Annotated in this window: 15 protein-coding genes; 4 read left to right on the plus strand and 11 right to left on the minus strand. The window is 72.9% G+C overall.

Going from position 1 to position 19,424, the window contains the following annotated elements; translation table 11 throughout:
• Positions 1-8: 8 nt before the first annotated feature.
• The 4 genes from ACZ4QV_RS05750 to ACZ4QV_RS05765 all read right to left on the minus strand — a co-directional run bounded on the left by ACZ4QV_RS05750 (position 9) and on the right by ACZ4QV_RS05765 (position 5,562).
• Positions 9-1,277 carry a cation:proton antiporter gene (locus ACZ4QV_RS05750; protein WP_361144053.1) on the minus strand — a complete coding sequence of 423 codons (1,269 nt, stop codon included), beginning with the start codon at positions 1,275-1,277 and terminating at the stop codon, positions 9-11.
• A gap of 111 nt (positions 1,278-1,388) precedes the next feature.
• A complete protein-coding gene (locus tag ACZ4QV_RS05755) occupies positions 1,389-2,867 on the minus strand; it encodes a cytochrome P450 (RefSeq protein WP_361582263.1) in 1,479 nt (492 codons plus the stop codon).
• Positions 2,864-3,964 carry an alpha-hydroxy acid oxidase gene (locus tag ACZ4QV_RS05760; RefSeq protein WP_361144058.1) on the minus strand — a complete coding sequence of 367 codons (1,101 nt, stop codon included), beginning with the start codon at positions 3,962-3,964 and terminating at the stop codon, positions 2,864-2,866. Before ACZ4QV_RS05760 ends, ACZ4QV_RS05755 begins: the two co-directional genes overlap by 4 nt.
• On the minus strand, positions 3,961-5,562 hold the full coding sequence (locus ACZ4QV_RS05765; RefSeq protein ID WP_361614770.1) for an NAD(P)-binding domain-containing protein: 1,602 nt from the start codon (positions 5,560-5,562) through the stop codon (positions 3,961-3,963). The genes ACZ4QV_RS05760 and ACZ4QV_RS05765 overlap by 4 nt, the downstream gene beginning before the upstream one ends.
• Positions 5,563-5,869: 307 nt before the next feature.
• Here ACZ4QV_RS05765 and ACZ4QV_RS05770 point away from each other — a divergent pair, with 307 nt between their 5' ends.
• Positions 5,870-7,417: a class I adenylate-forming enzyme family protein gene (locus tag ACZ4QV_RS05770; RefSeq protein ID WP_361582267.1), complete on the plus strand. Its 1,548-nt coding sequence runs from the start codon at positions 5,870-5,872 to the stop codon at positions 7,415-7,417.
• 120 nt (positions 7,418-7,537) lie between these two features.
• Here the strand turns inward: ACZ4QV_RS05770 and ACZ4QV_RS05775 are convergent, their stop codons facing one another.
• The gene (locus ACZ4QV_RS05775; protein ID WP_361144063.1) at positions 7,538-7,891 is read right to left on the minus strand and encodes a cytidine deaminase; all 354 of its coding nucleotides are present in this window, start codon (positions 7,889-7,891) and stop codon (positions 7,538-7,540) included.
• Between the two features lie 73 nt (positions 7,892-7,964).
• Positions 7,965-8,795 (minus strand): helix-turn-helix transcriptional regulator, encoded by an 831-nt coding sequence (locus ACZ4QV_RS05780; protein WP_361614773.1) that lies wholly within the window; start codon positions 8,793-8,795, stop codon positions 7,965-7,967.
• Between the two features lie 233 nt (positions 8,796-9,028).
• On the opposite strand from ACZ4QV_RS05780, the gene ACZ4QV_RS05785 reads away from it, so the two are divergent.
• On the plus strand, positions 9,029-10,540 hold the full coding sequence (locus tag ACZ4QV_RS05785; protein WP_467762615.1) for an MFS transporter: 1,512 nt from the start codon (positions 9,029-9,031) through the stop codon (positions 10,538-10,540).
• Here ACZ4QV_RS05785 and ACZ4QV_RS05790 read toward each other — a convergent pair.
• Positions 10,522-11,298: an AraC family transcriptional regulator gene (locus ACZ4QV_RS05790; RefSeq protein WP_361144066.1), complete on the minus strand. Its 777-nt coding sequence runs from the start codon at positions 11,296-11,298 to the stop codon at positions 10,522-10,524. The two genes, ACZ4QV_RS05785 and ACZ4QV_RS05790, sit on opposite strands and share 19 nt — an antisense overlap.
• Before the next feature lie 101 nt (positions 11,299-11,399).
• Between ACZ4QV_RS05790 and ACZ4QV_RS05795 the strand changes: the two genes are divergently transcribed.
• Positions 11,400-12,632, plus strand: coding sequence for an MFS transporter (locus ACZ4QV_RS05795; protein WP_361614750.1), 1,233 nt, complete (start codon positions 11,400-11,402; stop codon positions 12,630-12,632).
• Here the strand turns inward: ACZ4QV_RS05795 and ACZ4QV_RS05800 are convergent.
• The 4 genes from ACZ4QV_RS05800 to ACZ4QV_RS05815 all read right to left on the minus strand — a co-directional run bounded on the left by ACZ4QV_RS05800 (position 12,623) and on the right by ACZ4QV_RS05815 (position 18,017).
• A complete protein-coding gene (locus ACZ4QV_RS05800; RefSeq protein WP_361144072.1) occupies positions 12,623-13,939 on the minus strand; it encodes a hemolysin family protein in 1,317 nt (438 codons plus the stop codon). The genes ACZ4QV_RS05795 and ACZ4QV_RS05800 overlap by 10 nt on opposite strands.
• A gap of 14 nt (positions 13,940-13,953) precedes the next feature.
• The gene (ybeY, locus tag ACZ4QV_RS05805; RefSeq protein ID WP_031001943.1) at positions 13,954-14,451 is read right to left on the minus strand and encodes an rRNA maturation RNase YbeY; all 498 of its coding nucleotides are present in this window, start codon (positions 14,449-14,451) and stop codon (positions 13,954-13,956) included.
• Between the two features lie 20 nt (positions 14,452-14,471).
• Positions 14,472-16,571, minus strand: coding sequence for a PhoH family protein (locus tag ACZ4QV_RS05810; protein WP_361144075.1), 2,100 nt, complete (start codon positions 16,569-16,571; stop codon positions 14,472-14,474).
• Positions 16,572-16,802: 231 nt separating this feature from the next.
• On the minus strand, positions 16,803-18,017 hold the full coding sequence (locus tag ACZ4QV_RS05815; RefSeq protein WP_361633405.1) for a carbohydrate kinase family protein: 1,215 nt from the start codon (positions 18,015-18,017) through the stop codon (positions 16,803-16,805).
• A 66-nt stretch (positions 18,018-18,083) separates the two neighbouring features.
• Here ACZ4QV_RS05815 and ACZ4QV_RS05820 point away from each other — a divergent pair, with 66 nt between their 5' ends.
• Positions 18,084-19,421, plus strand: a complete 1,338-nt coding sequence (locus ACZ4QV_RS05820) for a family 4 glycosyl hydrolase (RefSeq protein WP_361582280.1) — start codon at positions 18,084-18,086, stop codon at positions 19,419-19,421.
• Positions 19,422-19,424: the final 3 nt, after the last annotated feature.

Consider the following 19,424-nt stretch of genomic DNA (forward strand, 5'->3'; position numbering starts at 1 on the left):
GGCCGGGCTCAGGGCGCGGCGCCGACCCGCTCGGCCGGCGGCCGGTCCGGCGCCCGGCGCGCGTCGATCCGTTCCCACAGGGTCAGCATCGGCGACGCCATCACCGTCGTCACCAGCGCGACCACGACCAGCACCGCGAACATCGACGGGGTGACGATGCCGGCCGCCAGGCCGATGTTGATCGCGATGAGCTGCATCAGGCCCCGCGCGTTCATCAGCGTGCCGATGCGCAGCGCCACCCCGCCCTCCTCGCCGGCCAGCCGCGCGGCCAGCCAGCAGGCGCCCAGCTTGCCGAGGACGGCCACGGCGACACAGCCCGCGGTGAACAGCAGCAGGCCGGGCGAGGCCAGCAGCGCGAAGTCGGTGTTCAGGCCGGAGTAGGTGAAGAACAGGGGCAGGAAGACGATCCGGCTGATGGGCGCGATCGTCTCGACGGCCCGGTCCACCGCCGCGGCGCGCGGGAAGACCACGCCCAGGCTGAACGCGCCGAAGACGGCGTACAGGCCGATGCGGTCGGTGTACCAGGCGGCGATGAACAGCACGACGACGGTGATCAGCAGCAGCTCGTCGGGGCTGCGGCGGTTCACCAGGCCCGTGAGCCGGGTCCCGGAGCGGGCGAGCAGGACCAGGGCGACCACCAGGCCGGCGCTCCCGGCGAGGGCGACGACCAGCGGCCCGCTGCCGGTGCCGGTCAGGCTCAGCACGCCGGCGAGCAGGACCCACGCCAGCGCGTCGTCCACCGCTCCGGACGCCAGGGACAGCGAGCCGAAGCGGGTGCCGGTCAGGCCCCGCTCGGTGATGATCCGGGCCAGCATGGGGAACGCGGTGATGGCCAGGGTCACGCCGACGAAGAGGGCGGAGACGGCGACGGACACGTCCGCCGGGAAGACGTCGACCCGGCCGTGCACGGCGTAGGTCAGCCCCACGCCCAGCGCGAGCGGTACGAAGATCCCGGCCCCCGAGATCATCGCGGCCGGCCTCGCCACCGCCCGGATGCCGGCCGAGCGGAACTCGTACCCGGTCTGGAACATGAAGACGACCAGGCCGATCTGCCCGGCGACGTACAGCGCGGGCCGCAGCTCCGGCGGGAAGAGGGCCGTCTCCAGGCCGGGCGCCAGCAGACCCAGCACGGACGGCCCGAGCACCACCCCGGCGACCATCTCCCCCACCACGGGCGGCTGGCCCAGCGCGCGCAGGGCGCGTCCCACGAGCCGGCAGACGAGCAGGATGACGACGACGGCCAGGAAGAAGACCGGCCCTAACTCCGTGACGGTCATGGCGGAGGGTCCTTCGGCTCGCGGGGAGGGTGTGCGGATCAGGCGTACGGGCCGGGCGGGCGGACGTACGGACCGGGGGTGCGGGTCAGGTTCGCGGATCAGGGAGGCGGATCAGGCGTGCGGATAAGGGCAGCGCGCCGGTCCGTCGGTGCCGGTCGGCAGCGGGGTCCCCTGGGTGTCGTGGGCGGCGAAGTACCGCTCGGCCGGACGCAGGCGGCGGGCGTCCAGCACCATCCACGTACCGAGGACGAGCTGGACGCAGCTGCGCCACACGTCCTCCCACCGGTCGCGCACCCGCAGGAAGGCGCGGGCGGCGAACAGCCGGTGGGGCGGCAGCGGGCGGTCGCGCCGGACCAGCAGGCAGGGGGCACGGTGCGGGATGGAGCGGGTGTGCGCGACGTCGGAGTGGAGGGTGAAGCGGCTCAGTACCTCGCGGGTCGCGGCGCGCATGACCAGCGGGGCGAGCCGCCAGGCCGGGCAGGGCCGGTTGGCGGCGACGCCGAACGGGATGTGGTGCTGGTTCTTGGCGACGAGGTGTTCCCAGCGGGCGGGGTCGAAGACGTCCGGGTCGGTGTAGCCGGTGGCGTGGTAGTCGGGGTAGTTGAAGCACAGGACGGAGCCGGCGGGGATGACGGCGTCCGGGCCGAGCGGGATGTCGTCCGTGCTGATGCGGTGGGCGACGCCGAAGAGCGGGTAGAGGCGCAGCGTCTCGTCGAGGACGTTGGCGAAGTACCGGTCGTCGTCCGGCGCGGCGGCCAGCTTCCGCTGTACGTCCGGGTGTTGCGCCAGGACGAGCAGCAGGTGGGCCATGGCTTCGGAAAGCTGGACGACGGCCGTGTTGAAGAAGGTGCCCTGGAGGTAGTACGCCTGCTCCTCGGGCGTGAGGGAGCCCGGCAGGTGGCGCGGCGGCACGTGTCCGGCGGCGATGCGCTGCCGCAGGTGGCGGGTGAGCCGGGCCCGGCGGGCCAGGTGGCGTGGCCGGGTGCACTTCAGGGCGTCGACCACGTCCTCGGCGTTGTCGACGATCAGGCGCCGGACGTCGGCCGGGCACGGTTCGCGGAAGACGAGGCCGTAGAAGAATTCCGCCCAGACCGGCATCATCAGGTCGCGCAGCCGTACGAACGTGGCGCGGCCGACGCCCCGTCCGTCGAGCACGGCGGCGGTGCGGCGGGCCGCCGCCGCGGACAGGTCCTGGCTGGGCCCGGCGAGCACGGTGAGGGTGGTGCGGGCGACGTCGTCGTAGCGCGGGCCGTCCTCCAGGTGTTCCTGGTGCACTTCGGGGCCGGGCGCGAGCCAGTACCAGAAGAGGTCCGAGAGGGCGGCGCCGCGGCTGCGGCCGTTGGCGGCCGGGTGGGAGTAGACCTCCTGGAAGCGCTCGGCGGGGACGGCGGCGTTCGGGAAGGCGATGCCCTCGTCGCCGTTGATCCGGGCGAAGAGCGCGACGCGGGCGGCGACGACGGAGCGCGGCAGCCAGTACGGGACGGAGAGGGCGGCGGCCGTGGCGGCGAGCAGCCGGACGGTGCGGGGGCGGACGGAGAGCCGGGGGCGGCCGGGTACGGGGAGGCGGCCGGTGGCCCGGGCGCGGCTCATCCGTCCGCCCCCTTCCGTACGCCCCGGACGCTCCCCCGCGCGACGACGAGGTCCGGCCCGAGGTCGGCCGGGCCGGCGCCGCCGCACAGTGCCAGCACGTGGTCGAACTCCGCGCGCAGCAGCTCCAGTACGTGCCGGACGCCCTTCTCGCCGTCCGCGGCCAGTCCCCACAGCACCGGACGGCCGACACCGACGGCCGACGCGCCCAGCGCGAGGGCCACGGCGGCGTCGGAGCCCCGGCGGACGCCGCCGTCCAGGAGGACCGGCACCCGGCCCGCGACCGCCTCGGCCACGGCGGGCAGCGCCTCGACGCTCGCCGGTGCGGCGTCGAGCTGCCGGCCGCCGTGGTTGGAGACCAGCAGTCCGTCCACGCCCTCGGCGACGGCGATCCGCGCGTCCCCGGGGTGCAGGACGCCCTTGAGCAGCACCGGCAGCCGGGTCCGTGCCCGCAGTCTGCGCAGGTCGTCCCAGGACAGCCCCGGGGACATGGCGATGTCGCGGGGGCGGTCGTCGGGGGCGCCGGGCAGGCCGCGCATGTTCTCGGCGGCCAGGCCGGCGGGCAGGTCGTCGAAGCCGTGCCGGGCGTCCCGCTCGCGGCGGCCGAAGACGGGTGAGTCGACCGTGACGACCAGCGCCGAGCAGCCGGCCCGTTCCGCCCTGCGGACGAGCGCGAGGGTGACGTCCGGTTCGGGCTGGAGGTAGAGCTGGAACCAGACGGCCGCGTCGGCCTGCACGGCGCGGGCGGCGGCGGTGACCTCGGCCACCGGCACGGTCGCCGCCATGCCGGTGACCAGGACCGTGCCGGCGGCCGCCGTCGCGCGGGCGGTGGCCAGCTCGCCCTCGGGGTGCGCGAGGCGGTGGAAGGCGGTGGGCGAGACCAGGACGGGCAGCGCGAGGCGGTCGCCGCACAGCGTCACGGACAGGTCGCGGTCGGCCGCCCCGCGCAGGACGCGCGGCAGCAGGGCGAGCCTGCGGAACGCCGCCTCGTTCTCGTGGAGCGCCGTCTCGCCTCCGGCGCCCCCTGCGAAGAAGTCGTACACCCGGGGGTCCAGCCGCTCCCGGGCCCGCTCGCGCAGGTCGGCGAGGGTGGGGATCACGGCCGGGCCGCCGGGGCCGGGCCGGTGAGCCGGGGGCGCAGGAAGGTCCGCAGGGGTACGCGGTGGACCTCCTCGCTGTCCCACTCGTTCTCCAGGTTCTCGGTGAGGTGGTGTTCGGCGGTCGCCTTGCCGGGGGCGGCGCCGTCGAAGGCGCGCACGACCGGGTGCAGATAGCGGCCGTCCAGGCCGGTGGTGTCCTGCTGGGAGACGCGGCCGGCGGTGATGTCGAAGGGGTTGACCTTGTCGTGGTCCTCGCCGTATTCGAGGGTGACGGTGAAGTAGGAGCCGACCTCGCCGAAGCCGCCGTCGGCGACGGCGGTGTGCAGGTGGTCGACGGGGATTTCCTCGCAGTAGCGGACCGCGCCGTCCCGGTCGACGAGCACCGCGTCGCCGAGGAAGCCGAAGACCTGGAAGAGCGCCGAACTGCGGTTGACGCGGGCGATCACGGCGTCGGTGACCGCCTCGGCGGTGGCGGGCAGGGCGCGGGCGGGCCAGGGACGGTCGTGGTGGCGGGCTTCCAGGATGCGGTGCAGGGCCCGTACGCCGTACCGGAAGCCGTGGATGAAACCACTGGTCGATTTCTTGAAATCGCGCACCTGGGTGATGGTGCCGGCGAAGTACAGACCGGGGATGTTCGGGGATTCCCAGGCGTCGGTCTGGGCCGGGAAACGGTCGTTGACGGCGAGTTCGGGCCGGCAGTCCGGGGCGAATATCGACGGATCGAAGCGGAACCCGGTGGCGAGGATGACCCGGTCGTAAGCGATGTCCTTGACGACCTCGTTGACCCGGGAAAAGGACACGGACACCACGTAGGAGCCGTCCGGCTGCTGCCGGATACGCTCGATGTTTCCGTCCAGCACCGCGTTCTGCAATTTGAGCTGATAGGTGTCGAGGAAGTTGTTGTTGACGGCCCGCAGGTGTCCCACGAAATGGGTCTGCCAGGCGAGCTTCAGCGAGCCGGGCCCGGCGACGTGGATGACGGCGGCGGTCTCGATGAGGTTGTCGGCGGTCTCGAACGCGGAGTTGGCACGGCCGATGATCAGCACCCGCTGCCCGGTGAAACCGGCCGGGTCGACGGAGACCTCGTCGTAGCGCTCGACCGTCTCGACGCCCTCGATGGCGGGGATGTACGGGCGGGTGACGCCGGTCGCCACGATGATCCGCCGCGCGCGGTAGGCGGTGCCGTCGGCGGCGCGGGCGAGGAAGTCGCCGGGTCCGTCCGGACCCCCGTACGGCCGGGATATCTCGGTGATACGCGTGTGGTGACGGACGCGGATGCGGTGGGTGGCGGCGAAGTCGGCGAGGTAGCCGACCATCTCGTCGGCGTCCGGGAAATAGCGCGGGGTGCGGGCCGTGAACAGCGGGGTGCGCTCGTCGGAGAGCAGCGAGTTCCAGTCGGTGCGCATGTTCAGCTCGGGGTCGTCCCACCCGGTGTGCACCTTGTTGATCGAGATGAGGGTGCGGTGCCGGGGAAAGCGGGTGAAGAATTCACCGGGAGCCGCGCCCGACTCCACGATGAGATGGCTGCGCCCGGCCTGTTGCAGGAAATATCCGGCTTGCAATCCCGCGGGGCCGGCACCGACCACCAGATAGTCCATCGTTTCGTCGTGGCTCACGCAATTCTCCTGTCACCTGCGGGGGTATGGAGATGGAGCGGAAGCCGACAGTACTTGAGTATTAAAGAACGGCACCAGAGTGCATATAAGTGATCTGCGTCACACTCAATCCAAGGTTTGTGAGTACGCTGCACAAGCCAGTGTCACAAGGTCCGGGACTTTTACCCGGAACGCCCTTCTGTCGCGCACCGGCGGGTCGCCGCATTACTCTCCCGCACTCCCGGCCCCGCTTGCCCCGCCGGTCCCGTGACACATTTCAGCCGTTCACACCCACCGGAGCGGACACGAAATGAGCCAGCCGACCGCAAGTCCTTTCCCACAAGCCCTCGTCGACGCCTTCCACCGGCAGCCGGACGTACCGGCGTTCGAACACCGGGGGCGCGCCGTTCCGCGCCGTGCGGTCCTGGACCTGACCGGCCGCTGTGTGCGCGGACTGCGCGCGGCGGGCGTCGGCCCGGGGTCGTCCGTCGCGGTGGCCGCCGGCGTCACCCCCGAGGCGTTCGCCCTGCACCTCGCGGTGCATCTGCTGGGCGCCCGGCTGACCGGCCTGCGCCCCGGCCTGCCACCGGGCCATCTCGCCCGCGTCCTGGCCGACGGCGTCGACGTCCTCGTGCACGACGAGCCGTCGGCCGCCACCGAACTCCTCGCGGCGGTCGGCCCCGGCACCCGGCTCGGCCTGGAAAAGGACCTGCTGACCACCCGGGAACCTGCCTCCCCCGACGACCTCGTGGCACACGGCCGCCCGGACGACATCGCCCTGATCACCCTGACCAGCGGCAGCACCGGACAGCCCAAGGAGTGCGCGCACACCTACCGCAGCCTGACCGCGAGCTGGTCGTGGCAGCCCGCCCGCCGGTCCGCGCGGACCGGCGCCCTCGCGGCGGCTTACGCGCGCTTCCTGCTCTTCGGCACCCTCACCAGCGCGGTGATCTTCGAGCACCTGGGACTGTGCCTGCTGGGCGGCGGCACCGCCGTCATCCCGGAGCCGCCCCTGTCCTTCCCGGAGGTCTTCGCACGGCACCGCATCACCGCCTGCCTGCTGACCGTCCCCCGGCTGCACCACATCCTCAACTTCCTGCGCACCGCCCCCGACGACACCATGGACCTCACGAGCCTGCGGGCTCTCCTCGTGGCCGGATCTCCCCTGGCGCCCCACCGGCTCGCCGAGGCGGCCGAACGGCTCGGCCCCGTCGTGCACCAGGGCTACGGACAGACCGAGACCGGCATGCTCACCCTGCTCACCCCCGACGACCTGGCCCGCCACCCGGACACGGCGTACGGCTCGGTGGGGCGGCCCCTGGACGGGGTGGACATCGACGTACGGGACCCGGCCGACGGGCGGCCCCTCCCCGACGGCGCCACCGGTGAGATCTGGGTCCGTACGGCCGGAGCGCTGGCCGGTTACCGGCAGGACGAGGAGGAGACCCGCGCCGTCCTGCGGGACGGCTGGGTGCGCACCCGCGACCTCGGCCGCCTCGACGAGCACGGCTTCCTGCGGCTCACCGGGCGCACCCGGGACGTCGTCATCGTCAACGCCGTCCTGCACTACGCGGGGGCGATCGAACAGGCCCTGGCCGGGCACCCGGACGTCGACCAGGCGTACGTCGTGGGCGCGCCGGACGAACGGACCGGCGAGGCCGCCCACGCGTTCGTCGTACCGGCGGCGGACCGGCGCCCCGGCCTCGCGGCACTGCGTGCCCACGTCGCCGCCGCGCTGGGCCCGGCGAGCGTGCCCGCCACGATCACCGTCATACCGGAGGTGCCGGTGGCGGCGAGCGGCAAACCGGACAAGAAGGCGCTGCTGGAGCGGGTACGGGCGGACCGGGCGGCGGAGTGAGGACCGCCGCCCTCAGGCCCGGCCCGTCAGCCCGTCGATCGACTCACACGCCGGCCCCTCAGCCCGTCGATCAGCCCTTACGCCGGCCCGTCAGCCCGCGGGCCGTCACCCACCCCTACGTCAGCCCGCCTGGACCGTGGCCCGCAGCGTGCCGTCCGGACCGGCGACCAGCACCGGCGTACCGGCGCCGCCGAGGTCCCGCACGGCCGCGCGGTCCTCGTCCGAGGCCGCCTCCGCCTCGGTCACCACGGCCGCCGCCTCCAGCGACCGCGCGCCGCTCGCGACGGCCATGGCGACCGCCGTACGCAACGCGCTGAGCCGCAACGACTCCAGGGCGACGGTCCCCGCGACATAGGTGCGCCCGGTCTCGTCACGGACGGCGGCGCCCTCCGGCACCCCGTTGCGGGCGCGCGCGGAACGGGCCAGCGTGATGATCTTGCGGTCTTCCGGGTCCAGCGGTGCGGCTTCGCTCATACGGGCGAGCATATGCGTCCGGCGGCCCGGCGGGCACGAGGGGGCGCGTACGGCGGTGGCCGGTGCCGCCGCGTCACCCCGCCACCGAGAACATGCCGCCCCGGCGGCCCTCCGGCGAGGCCAGCCACTCCAGTTTCGCTCCCGTGTCCGCCTCCGCCGTACGGCGCGGATTGTGCAGCACGATGGTCAGATCCGGACGGGCCGGGACCCGCAGTTGGGTGGACTCGAAGAGCAGCGTGCCGACGAGCGGATGCTCCAGTTCCTTGTGGACCTGCCCGCCGTCCAGCACGTCCCCGCGCGCCCACAGGCGCGCGAACTCCTCGCTGGCCCCGGACACGTGCCGGACGACCGCCTCGTACCCCTCGTCACCGGGCCGCTCCGACCACGCCGCCCGGTACTGCGCCACGACCGTCGGCGCGTTCCGGGCCCAACTGGCGGCGCGGGCCCGGTAGACCGGATCGGTGAAGTACGCGATCAGGCAGTTGGAACTGGAGCCCTCCTGGCCGTGGTTGAGGACGATCCGCGACGCCTCGTTGAAGGCGATGTTGTTCCAGTACGGATCCATGATGTGCGCCGGGAACGGCATCCACGCGTCGATCAGCCGTTGCAGCCCCTCGCACATGTCGAGCGCCGCGGGATCCGGGTCCGGCCGCAGCGGCGGGTTGAGCCCGGCCAGCACGTACAGGTGCCGTCGCTCCACGCCGCTCAGCCGCAGCACCCGCGCCACGGAGTCCAGCACCTGCGGCGAGACGGTGATGTCACGCCCCTGCTCCAGCCACTGGTACCACGAAGCGCCGACCCCGGCGAGCACCGCGACCTCCTCACGGCGCAGCCCTGGCGTCCGGCGGCGCCCGCCGTCGGGCAGGCCCGCGTCGGCCGGGCTGACCCGGGCCCGGCGGCTCATCAGGAAGTCCCGCAGCTCCTGCCGGCGGCGCGGCTCGGCGCCGTCCGGGCCGCCGGACTCCCCTGTCGTCGGTACGGATTCCGCCCGTGCGGACTCGCTCACGCCGTTCCCCCTGTCGGCCACGACTTTCCGGCCGCCACCACGGCCGCCGCGTCCGGGCCGTGCCTGGTGGTCCGGACACCACGATAAGTTCCCGCTCCCCATGCCGTATTCCTGGGCCGCAGGCTCCTCGTATGCCGACCGACACTCTTCCGCCCGCCCCCGCCGGCCTCACCGACACCCCCGCGCCCTCCCCTGCTCCCGCATCCGCGACCGCACCCGCCCGTATGACCGCCCGCGCCAAACTGACCCTTCTCCTGCTCTGCGCCGCGCAGTTCATCGTCGCGCTGGACTTCTCGATCCTGAACGTGGCGCTCCCGGTCCTCGGCCGGGATCTCGGGATGGGACAGGCCGACCTCCAGTGGGCGGTCACCGCGTTCGCGCTGCCGTCCGGCGGATTCCTGCTGCTGTTCGGGCGGATCGCCGACCTGTACGGGCGGCGACGGCTCTTCCTCACCGGGCTCGCCCTCTTCACGGCGGCCTCCCTGCTCGCCGCGCTCGCCTGGAGCCCGGCCGTCTTCCTGGCCGGGCGCGCGCTGCAAGGGCTGGGCGCCGCGGTCATCGTGCCCACCGGCATGTCCCTGCTGACCACCACCTTCACCGAGGGCCCGCAGCGCGAACGCGCCCTCGGGATCAGCGGCACCCTGCTCTCGACGGGCTTCACCATCGGCATGGTGCTCGGCGGCACGCTGACCGACTCGCTCGGCTGGCGGTCGACGATGGGCGTCCTGGCGGTGGCCGGGATCGCCGTACTGGCGGTGGCGCCCGCGCTGCTCGCCGAATCCCGGCACCCCGAGCGTCCCCGGATCGACATACCCGGCGCGGTGACCGTCACCGGCGGCCTGCTCGCCCTGATCTACGCCCTGTCCACCGCCGCCGAGACCGGCTTCGGCCGCCCGGACGTCCTGGTCGCGCTGGCCCTCGGCGCCGTCCTGCTCGTCGCGTTCGTCGTCGTGGAGTCCCGGGCCGCCCAGCCGCTGGTCTCGCTGCCGATGCTGCGCCGCCCCACGGTGGCGTGGGGCAGTCTGGCGGGCCTGGTCACCTTCTCGATGATGAGCGCGGTGGTCTTCCTGCTGACGCTCTACCTCCAGGAAGTGCTGCGCCTCTCCGCCTTCCTCACCGGCCTCGTCTTCGGCGTGCAGGGACTCTTCGCGGTGGTCTCCGGCATGGTCGCGCCGAAGGTGATCGGACGGATCGGCGCCCGCCGCACGCTGGTCACCGGACTGGCCGTCCAGGCCGTCTGCACCGCCGCGCTGCTGGCCGTGGGCACGGCCGCGTCCGGCGTCTGGTGCGCGACGGCCGCCGTGACGGTCGCCTGCTTCGGGCATCTGTGGGCGATCGTCTCGTACGGAGTGATCGTCACCTCCGGTGTGCCGGACACCGAACAGGGCCTGGCCACCGGCCTGGTCACCAGCTCCCAGCAACTGGGCCTCACGGTCGGCATCCCGCTGCTGAGCGCTCTGGCGTCGGCCCGCGTCACGGCCCTGCGGGCGGACGGCGCGAGCTTCGCGGACGCCACGCTCGGCGGCGTCCGGCTGGGGCTCGGCGCGGACGCGCTGCTCGTCGCGGTGGTCGCCACGCTGGCCGCCGTCGGCCTCTCCCGGGCGGCCCGCCGGTCCCGTACGCCCTACACGCCTGCGAAGTAGGCCGACGGAGTGGTGCCCAGCGCCCGCCGGAACATGGCCGTGAAGGCGCTGGGCGTGGCATAGCCGAGGCCGGTGGCGACGGAGGTGACCGGAGTTCCCCTGGCCAGCAGGGTGACCGCGTGGACGAGCCTGGCCTGCTGCACCCAGCGGGCCGGGCTCATCCCCGTGGCGGCGGCGAACCTGCGGTGCAGACTGCGCGGGCTCAGATGGGCGCGGGCCGCGGCGCACGGGGTCGTCCAGTCCTCACCGGGGCTGCGCCGGATCGCCGCGCACAGGTCGCGCAGCCGGGGGTCGTCCGGGGCGGGCAGGTGCAGGGCCGGTACGGGGCGCGGCGCGAGTTCGTGCAGGAGCAGGTCCATCACCGTGCCGTCGCGGCCCCGTACGTCGTACTCCACCGGAAGCCGGGTGGCCTCGTCGATCAGCTCCCGCAGCAGCGGGGAGACCGAGACGACGGTGGGCGCGTCGGGCAGCCGCCAGGCGGACTGCGGCTCGATGTAGAGGGTGCGCATGGCGACCGCGCCCGCGCAGGTCATCGCGTGGGTCAGCCCGGCGGGCACCCACACGCCACGGGTGGCGGGCGCCACCCACACGCCGTGCCCGGTGGCCACCGAGATCGCGCCGGTGGTGCCGTAGATCAACTGGGCCCGGGGGTGCCGGTGATCGGGGATGTGGTGGCCGTCGGGCAGGTCACGGGCCATCGCGGCGACCGGCCGGGGCACCCGCTGGTAGTCCTCCCGGTCCTCGCTCTTGCCGTACACGCCGCCTCACTTTCCGCCTTCCCCCACCTGGCACGTTCTCGACAGAACTTGGCACTCCCGCACAAGCCTGCCACGCCCGCCCCGGCCTAGCGTCGGCTCATGTGATCGAACCAGCTTCCGCGCCCCCGCGCACCGACCGCCCGCCCCGCTCCGGCCTGACCCGTCCGACGGCCCTGCTGCTCGCCGCCACCAGCGCCGTCACCGCCGCCAACGTCTACCTGAACCAGCCGCTGCTGGGCGCCGCCGCCCACTCCCTCGGAGTGGCCCCGGACGTGCTCGGCGCGGTGCCCACCGCCACCCAGCTCGGCTACGCGGCAGGCATCCTGCTGCTCGTCCCGGCGGGCGACAGCCACGACCGCAGGCGGCTCATCCTCGGCCTCGGTACGGCGTCCGCGCTCGCCCTCGCCGCCTGTGCCCTCGCGCCCGGCGTGACCTGGCTGGTGGTGGCCGGCTTCGCGGTCGGCCTGCTCTCGCCCGTACCGCAGCTCGTCACACCGCTCGCGGTGGCCCTGGCGGCGGGCGGCGGCAACGCCGGCCGGGGCCGGGTCGTCGGCACCGTGCAGGCCGGTCTGCTGGTCGGGGTGCTCGCGTCCCGCGCGTACTCGGGGGCGCTGGCGGAGCAGGTGGGCTGGCGGGCGGTGTTCGGCTGCTCGTGCGCCCTGACGCTGCTGACCATGCTGGTCCTGAGCCGGGCCCTGCCCCGCGTCCCGGCGGCCGCGACCGTTTCGTACCGGTCCACGCTCGCCTCACTGCCGCGGCTGTTCGCCGCCCACCCGCCGGTCCGGCGGATCACCGTGTCCGGCGCGCTGGTGGGCATCGCGTTCGGCGCGTTCTGGACCACGCTGACGTTCCTGCTGGAAGGCGAGTACGGGTACGGGTCGACCGAGATCGGCCTGTTCGGGCTGGTGGCCGCGGCGAGCGCGCTGGCCTCCCCGTACGCCGGACGGCTGGCCGACCGGCTCGGGCGGCGCGGCGCGCTCGCGGCACTGATCGGGCTGGTGATCGCGGGGTGGCTGCTCCTGCTGCCGGGCGGCGGCTCGCTGTGGTGGCTGCTGGCGGGTGTGGTCGTGCTGGACGTCGGGGTCTGGGGCAGCCAGGCAGCCTCGCAGACCTCACTGTTCAGCCTTGACCCCGCCGTCCACAGCCGCCTCAACACCCTCTACTTCACCCTGCGCTTCTCCGGCATCGCCGTCGGCTCGCTGGCCGGCACGGTGGCCTGGTCGGGCGGCGGCTGGCCCGCCGTGGTGATCACCGGGACCACCACGGCGCTCGCCGGGCTGTGCGTCGCGGTCAGCCCCGACCGCTTCGCACTCCGTCGCCGCGGTCAGTCCTGACCGGCCGCGCCGCCGTCGCCCCTGACCGGCTCGCACAGCACCGTGACGATCTTGTTGCGGCGGCCGGCCGGGGCCTCCGCGGTCAGCCGCAGCGCCTTCGGCGAGAGTGTGGACGCGTTCTCGCCGAGGTCGATCTCGGCCGTCGCGCCCGCGATCGGCACCCGGCCCAGGTGCTTGGCGAGCAGGCCGCCGACCGTCTCCACGTCCTCGTCGTCCAGCTCCGCGAAGCCGTACAGCTCACCGAGGTCGCCGATGTCCAGCCGCGCGGTCACCCGGTACCGCCCGTCACCCAGGTCCTCCACGGGCGGCAGCTCCCGGTCGTACTCGTCGGTGATCTCGCCGACGATCTCCTCCAGGATGTCCTCGATCGTCACGATGCCGGCCGTACCGCCGTACTCGTCGATGACCACCGCGACGTGGTTGCGGTCCTGCTGCATCTCGCGCAGCAGGTCGCCGGCGTTCTTCGTGTCGGGCACGAAGACGGCGGGCCGCATCGCCGTGGAGACCAGCTCGGTCTCCGCGTCCCGGCTGATGTGCACCTTGCGGGCCAGGTCCTTCACGTACACGACGCCGACCACGTCGTCCTCGTTCTCGCCGGTCACCGGGATACGGGAGAACCCGGAGCGCAGCGCGAGGGTCAACGCCTGGCGGATGGTCTTGAACCGCTCGACCGAGATCAGGTCCGTCCGCGGCACCATCACCTCCCGCACCAGCGTGTCGCCGAGCTGGAAGACGGAGTGCACCATACGGCGCTCCTCGTCCTCGATCAGCGACTCCTTCTCCGCGAGGTCCACCAGCGAACGCAGCTCCGCCTCGGAGGCGAAGGGGCCCTGGCGGAAGCCCTTGCCCGGCGTCAGCGCGTTGCCCAGCAGGATCAGCAGCCGCGGGATCGGCCCCATGATCCGGGCCAGCGGCAGCAGCACGTACGCCGCGGCGGTGGCGGTGTTCAGCGGGTGCTGGCGGCCGATCGTACGGGGCGAGACGCCGACGGCGACGTACGAGACCAGCACCATCACCGCGATGGCCACGGTCAGCGCCTGCCACGTCTGCTCGAAGGAGCGCAGACAGGCGTACGTCACCAGCACCCCGGCCGCCATCTCGCAGCCGACGCGCACCAGCAGCGCGACATTCAGATAACGGACGGGGTCGGCGGCGACGGCGGCCAGCTTCGCGCTGCCCCGCCGCCCGGACCGCACGGCTTCCTCGGCACGGAAGCTGGTCGTACGGGCGAGCCCCGCCTCGGCACACGCCGCGAGCCACGCGACGACGACGAGCAGGACCGCGACCGCGATCAGCTGGGTGGTCACCGGAACTCCCGCCGTCAGGTGACGGTCGGGGCCGGCGACGGACCCGTCAGCCCGCGCTCGGCACGCCAGCCGTCGATGATCGCCGCCTGGAGGCCGAACATCTCGGCCTTCTCCGAGGGCTCCTCGTGGTCGTACCCGAGCAGGTGCAGGACGCCGTGCACGGTCAGCAACTGGAGCTCCTCGTCCATGCTGTGCCCGGTCGGCGCCTCCGCACCCTGCTTCTTGGCGACCTCCGGGCAGAGCACGATGTCACCGAGGAGCCCCTGCGGGGGCTCCTCGTCGTCCTTGGCCGGCGGACGCAGCTCGTCCATCGGGAAGGACATGACATCGGTCGGACCCGGCAGGTCCATCCACTGGAGGTGGAGCTGTTCCATGGCGTCGGCGTCGACGACGATGACCGACAGCTCGGAAAGCGGGTGGATACGCATCCGGGCCACGGCGTAGCGGGCGACATCCAGGATCGCCTGCTCGTCGATGTCCGTTCCGGACTCGTTGTTGACGTCGATCGACATGTGGTGCTGCTTCTCGTTTCTCAGGTGCGCCGGCCGTTGTGGCTGTTCTGGCCGTTCTGGCTGTCGTACTTCTCGTACGCATCGACAATACGGCCGACGAGCTTGTGCCGGACGACGTCCTGGCTGCTGAGCCGCGAGAAGTGCACGTCGTCCAGCCCCTCCAGGATCTCCTGGACCTGCCGCAGACCGCTCTTCGTACCGCCCGGGAGGTCGATCTGCGTGACGTCACCGGTGATGACGATCTTCGAGTCGAACCCGAGGCGGGTGAGGAACATCTTCATCTGCTCGGGGCTGGTGTTCTGCGCCTCGTCCAGGATGATGAAGGCGTCGTTGAGGGTGTTGTGCGTCAGCAGGTAGTCCTGTGTGACGTACAACGAGTCCTCGGCCGCCACCTGGATGCACACCGCTTCCTCGCGCCCCGCAGGTTCGATGGAGTCGATGAACCGCATCGGCCGTCCGCCGCCCCCGGCCGCGTGGTACTTCTCGGCCTTGCGGGTGAGGCGGAAGGGCTCGATGCCTTCGGGGAGACGGATGTCGACGATGTGCGCGTCCCGGCGATAGCCGCCACGAGCCGTCCCTTGCTTCCGGCCCTCGGCCGCCCGGCGGCGGCTGTACGCGACGCCGCCCAGCGACTGGACCAGCGCGATGACGTCGTCCCGGAGCAGGATCGAGGTCGTCGTGTATTGGATGCGGCAGGTCCGGTCGGCCTGGGTCACCGGGTCGCCGTCGGAGTCGAGCAGTCCCTGAAGGACGGCGAGCCGGACCTCCGTGGAGTTCTGGAGGTAATCGTCCGGCACGAACTTCGAGTACGACCCGGTGCCGAGCAGATCCAGGGCCCTCAGGGCGCCCGTGACCGGGTTCTCCAGCGTGACGACGTCGCCCGGCGCCTTGACGCGGTTGAGCACGTGGTCGACGTCGTTCTTCCGCCGGACGGACACACCGGGCAGCACCGTGCCGAGTGCGGTCGCCAGCTCCGGGTCGGCGGTGGAGTACGAAGGCGTCGTGCTGCCTGTGAGGCAGCCGTCACCGAGCAGCAGCCCCAGCGCGTACGGGTCCATGGGAACGGCGCGCTCGGGGAAGCAGACCGGAGCGGTGAGCAGCGGCAGCTCGTAGCGGCGAGCGTGCGCCGCGCGGAGGTTGCCGATCATCTCCTGGGTCTCCAGGACCCGCCACGGCTTGTCCCGGCGCTTGTCCGACGCGGTGCGGACCGTCCACAGGTGCTCGCCGCAGCACAGGGTCCAGGAACCGTCCTGTGCGGTGACGCGGTAGATGTCCCTCTCACCCTGCGGGTAGACACCGATGACCGGGGTGGGTTCACCATTGGAACCGATGACCAGGTCACCGACATGGAGGTCACCGATGGGTCGCCAACCATCCGGTGTCAGCACATTGGTGAACGTGGGCTGGCTGCGACCACGCATATAAGCCAGCGGCGCCACCTCGATCGTCCCCGCCGCCATCAGCCGCGGGATCGAGTCCGGGTCGAGCATGTCGTGCAGGGCGTCGTACAGCGGGCGCAGGTACGGGTCGATCTTTTCGTAGAGGGTGCCGGGGAGGAAGCCCAGGCGTTCGCCGGCCTCGACGGCGGGGCGGGTCAGGATGATGCGGTTGACCTGCTTGGACTGGAGGGCCTGGACCGCCTTGGCCATGGCCAGGTAGGTCTTGCCGGTGCCGGCGGGGCCGATGCCGAAGACGACCGTGTGCTGGTCGATGGCGTCGACGTAGCGCTTCTGGTTCAGGGTCTTGGGGCGGATGGTGCGGCCGCGGTTGGAGAGGATGTTCTGGGTGAGCACCTCGGCGGGGGTCTCGCTCGTCGCGCCCTCGCCGTCCGCCGCCGAGCGCAGCATGGCGATGGAGCGTTCCACCGCGTCCTCGGTCATCGGCTGGCCGGTGCGCAGCACCAGCATCATCTCGTCGAAGAGGCGCTGGATGAGAGCGACTTCCGCGGGGTCGCCGGTCGCCCGGATCTCGTTGCCCCGTACGTGGATGTCGGTGGCCGGGAAGGCGTTCTCGATGACCCGCAGCAGGGCGTCTCCGGACCCCAGGACCGTCACCATCGGGTGCTTGGCGGGGACGGTGAACTGGGCGTGCGCCTGCGGTCGTGTAGGTGTCTGAGTCATGGGCCGGCTCTCTGGCCTGCTCATCCCCCATTCGTTGCGCTGCAAAGACGGTGCCCGGCAGCTCGGCTCCTTGGGATACCCAGGGTACGACGGTGCACTGACAGGCCCGAAGCCTTTTCCGGCGTTCTCCTGTTCTCGTGTTCCTCCGGTGACGGAGAGCGTACGGCCGGGTGTCCCGCGGTCGGCCGGGCGTTCACCTGGGGGCGTGCGCGCGGCGCCCCGCGCGGGACCTCACGCGGGGCGGCGGAATCCGAGGGTCGGCAGGGCGCGGGCCAGCGGCCAGGCGCGGTCCGCGGTGGGCAGCAGGGCGTCCAGGAAGGCGTAGCGGCGGCGCAGCTCGGCTGCGTCCTGGGTACGGGCCGACGGAGCGGCGGCGCCGTCCGGAGTCCGCCCGTACGCTTCCGCCCGCACGATGCGCTGCCACCAGGCGGCGATCTCGACCCAGCCCGGCGCGGACAGCGAGCCGCCGAATTCCTGTACGGAGAGCGCGGCGGTCAGTCCGGCGAAGGCGAGCCGGTCGGCCAGTGGCCAGCCGGCCAGCGAGCCGGTGACGAAGCCCGCGACGAAGACGTCGCCGGCGCCGGTGGGGTCCATGGCCTCCACCGCGACCGCGGGCACCTCGGCGGTCTCGCCGGTGCGTCCGTCGACCGCGTACGCGCCCTCGGCGCCCAGGGTGACCACGGCGATCGGCACCCGGTCGGCCAGCTTGCGTGCGGCGGCGCGCGGGCAGTCCAGGCGGGTGTAGCGCATCGCCTCCTCCGCGTTGGGCAGGAAGGCTTCGCAGTGCTCCAGCTCGGCGAGGTCGGCCGGGTCCCAGCGGCCGGTGTCGTCCCAGCCCACGTCGGCGAAGATGCGGCTGCCGCGGTGGGCGGCGCAGCCGAGCCAGCCCTCGGGGCGGCCCGGCTCCAGCGAGGCGACGCAGGCCCGGGACGGCGGCGGGCAGCCCGGTGCGTGTTTGCCGTCGAAGGCGGTGCGGGCGGGGCCGCTGGGCGCTTCGTGGCCGTGCGAGACCATGGTGCGCTCGCCTTCGTACGCCATGGAGACGGTGACGGGAGAGTGCCAGCCCGCGACGGTGCGGGACAGCGACAGGTCGACGTGTTCGCCGCGCTCCAGCGCCTCCCAGCAGTACTCGCCGTACATGTCGTCGCCGAAGGCCGCGGCGAGCGAGGTGCGCAGGCCCAGGCGGGCGAGTGCGGTGGCCATGTTGGCGACGCCGCCGGGGCTGGAGCCCATGCCGCGGGCCCAGGACTCCGTGCCGCGTACCGGGGCGGAGTCCAGGCCGGTGAAGATGATGTCCAGGAAGACCGTGCCGGTGAGATAGACGTCGGTGGCCGGATCGCCTCCGGTCCGTACGGCGGCCAGGGGGTCGAGCGCGGGCGCGGGGCCCGGCGGGACGTGGCCGGCCGGGCCGTTGCCCGGGGTCCGCTGGACATCGTGTGCGCTCACCGTGCCTGCCCCTCTCATCCGTGCGCGTGACGCCAGTCTGCCCGATGCTGCGGTACGTTCCGGCTCATGAGGCTCACGATTTTGGGCGGCGGGGGTTTCCGGGTACCGCTCGTGCACCGCGCGCTCCTGGACGATCCCGCGCAGGCCGTCACCGAAGTGACCCTGTACGACACCGATCCGCGGCGGGTGGCCGTCATCGCCTCCGTGCTGGCCCGGCAGGCGGAGCGGCGGACCGGGCCCGGCCGGCCGTCCCCCGTTCGCGTACGGGTCGCCGAGTCGCTCGACGACGCGCTGCGCGGCACCGACTTCGTCTTCTCGGCGATCCGGGTCGGCGGCACGGCGGGCCGGATCACGGACGAGCGGATTCCGCTGGACGCGGGGGTGCTGGGGCAGGAGACGGTGGGTGCGGGCGGGGTGCTGTACGGGCTGCGCACGGTGCCCGTGGCGCTGCACATCGCCGAGCGGGTGGCGGCGCTCGCGCCGGACGCCTGGGTCGTCAACTTCACCAATCCCGCCGGGATCGTCACCGAGGCGATGGCGCAGGTGCTGGGCGAGCGGGTGATCGGCATCTGTGACTCGCCGGTCGGGCTGGTGCGGCGCGCCGCGCGCGCCGCGGGCGCCGATCCGGACCGGGTGACGTACGGCTACGTGGGGCTCAACCACCTGGGCTGGCTGCGCTCGTTGACGGCCGAGGACGGCACGGACCTGCTGAAGGGACTGCTGTCGGATTCCCGTGCGCTCACCTCTTTCGAGGAGGGCAAGCTGTTCGGGGCGGACTGGCTGCGGGCGCTGGGCTCCCTTCCCAACGAGTACCTGCACTACTACTACTTCCGCCGCGAGACGCTGGCCTCGGTGCGGGACGCGTCCGAAACCCGCGGGGAGTTCCTGGACCAGCAGCAGAGCGGCTTCTTCGAGGCGGCGTCCGGCGGCTCGCCCGAGGAGGCGTACGCACTCTGGGAGCGCACCCGGCAGGAGCGCGAGGAGACGTACATGGCCGACAGCCGGGAGGCGTCCGGCGGCTGGCAGCGGGACACCTGCGACATGGAGGAGGGCGGCGGTTACGACCAGGTGGCGCTGGCCGTGATGCGGGCCGTCTCGGGTGACCGGCCCGCGCGTCTCATCCTGAACGTACGCAACGGCACGACCGTGCCGCAGCTCGCGCCCGAGGCGATCATCGAGACGGTGTGCGAGGTGGACGCGGACGGCGCGCGGCCGTTGCCGTGTGCGCCCCTGCGGGAGGACCAACTGGGGCTGATGCTCCAGGTCAAGGCCGTCGAGCTGGCGACGGTCGAGGCGGCGGAGTTCAAGGACCGGGACGCGGCGCTGCGCGCGATGGCGCTGCACCCGCTGGTGGATTCACCGGCGGTGGCCGCCCGCATCCTGGAGCGGGCGGCCACGGACTGACCC

This window comes from Streptomyces sp. NPDC026394, from assembly GCF_055567735.1.

Coding starts and splice junctions, on each gene's coding strand:
- ACZ4QV_RS05810 (WP_361144075.1), bottom strand. CDS start 16,571: ATGACTCAGACACCTACACGACCGCAGGCGCACGCCCAGTTCACCGTC.
- ACZ4QV_RS05770 (WP_361582267.1), top strand. CDS start 5,870: ATGAGCCAGCCGACCGCAAGTCCTTTCCCACAAGCCCTCGTCGACGCC.
- ACZ4QV_RS05765 (WP_361614770.1), bottom strand. CDS start 5,562: ATGGACTATCTGGTGGTCGGTGCCGGCCCCGCGGGATTGCAAGCCGGA.
- ACZ4QV_RS05755 (WP_361582263.1), bottom strand. CDS start 2,867: ATGAGCCGCGCCCGGGCCACCGGCCGCCTCCCCGTACCCGGCCGCCCC.
- ACZ4QV_RS05780 (WP_361614773.1), bottom strand. CDS start 8,795: ATGAGCCGCCGGGCCCGGGTCAGCCCGGCCGACGCGGGCCTGCCCGAC.
- ACZ4QV_RS05750 (WP_361144053.1), bottom strand. CDS start 1,277: ATGACCGTCACGGAGTTAGGGCCGGTCTTCTTCCTGGCCGTCGTCGTC.
- ACZ4QV_RS05820 (WP_361582280.1), top strand. CDS start 18,084: ATGAGGCTCACGATTTTGGGCGGCGGGGGTTTCCGGGTACCGCTCGTG.
- ACZ4QV_RS05785 (WP_467762615.1), top strand. CDS start 9,029: ATGCCGACCGACACTCTTCCGCCCGCCCCCGCCGGCCTCACCGACACC.
- ybeY (WP_031001943.1), bottom strand. CDS start 14,451: ATGTCGATCGACGTCAACAACGAGTCCGGAACGGACATCGACGAGCAG.
- ACZ4QV_RS05775 (WP_361144063.1), bottom strand. CDS start 7,891: ATGAGCGAAGCCGCACCGCTGGACCCGGAAGACCGCAAGATCATCACG.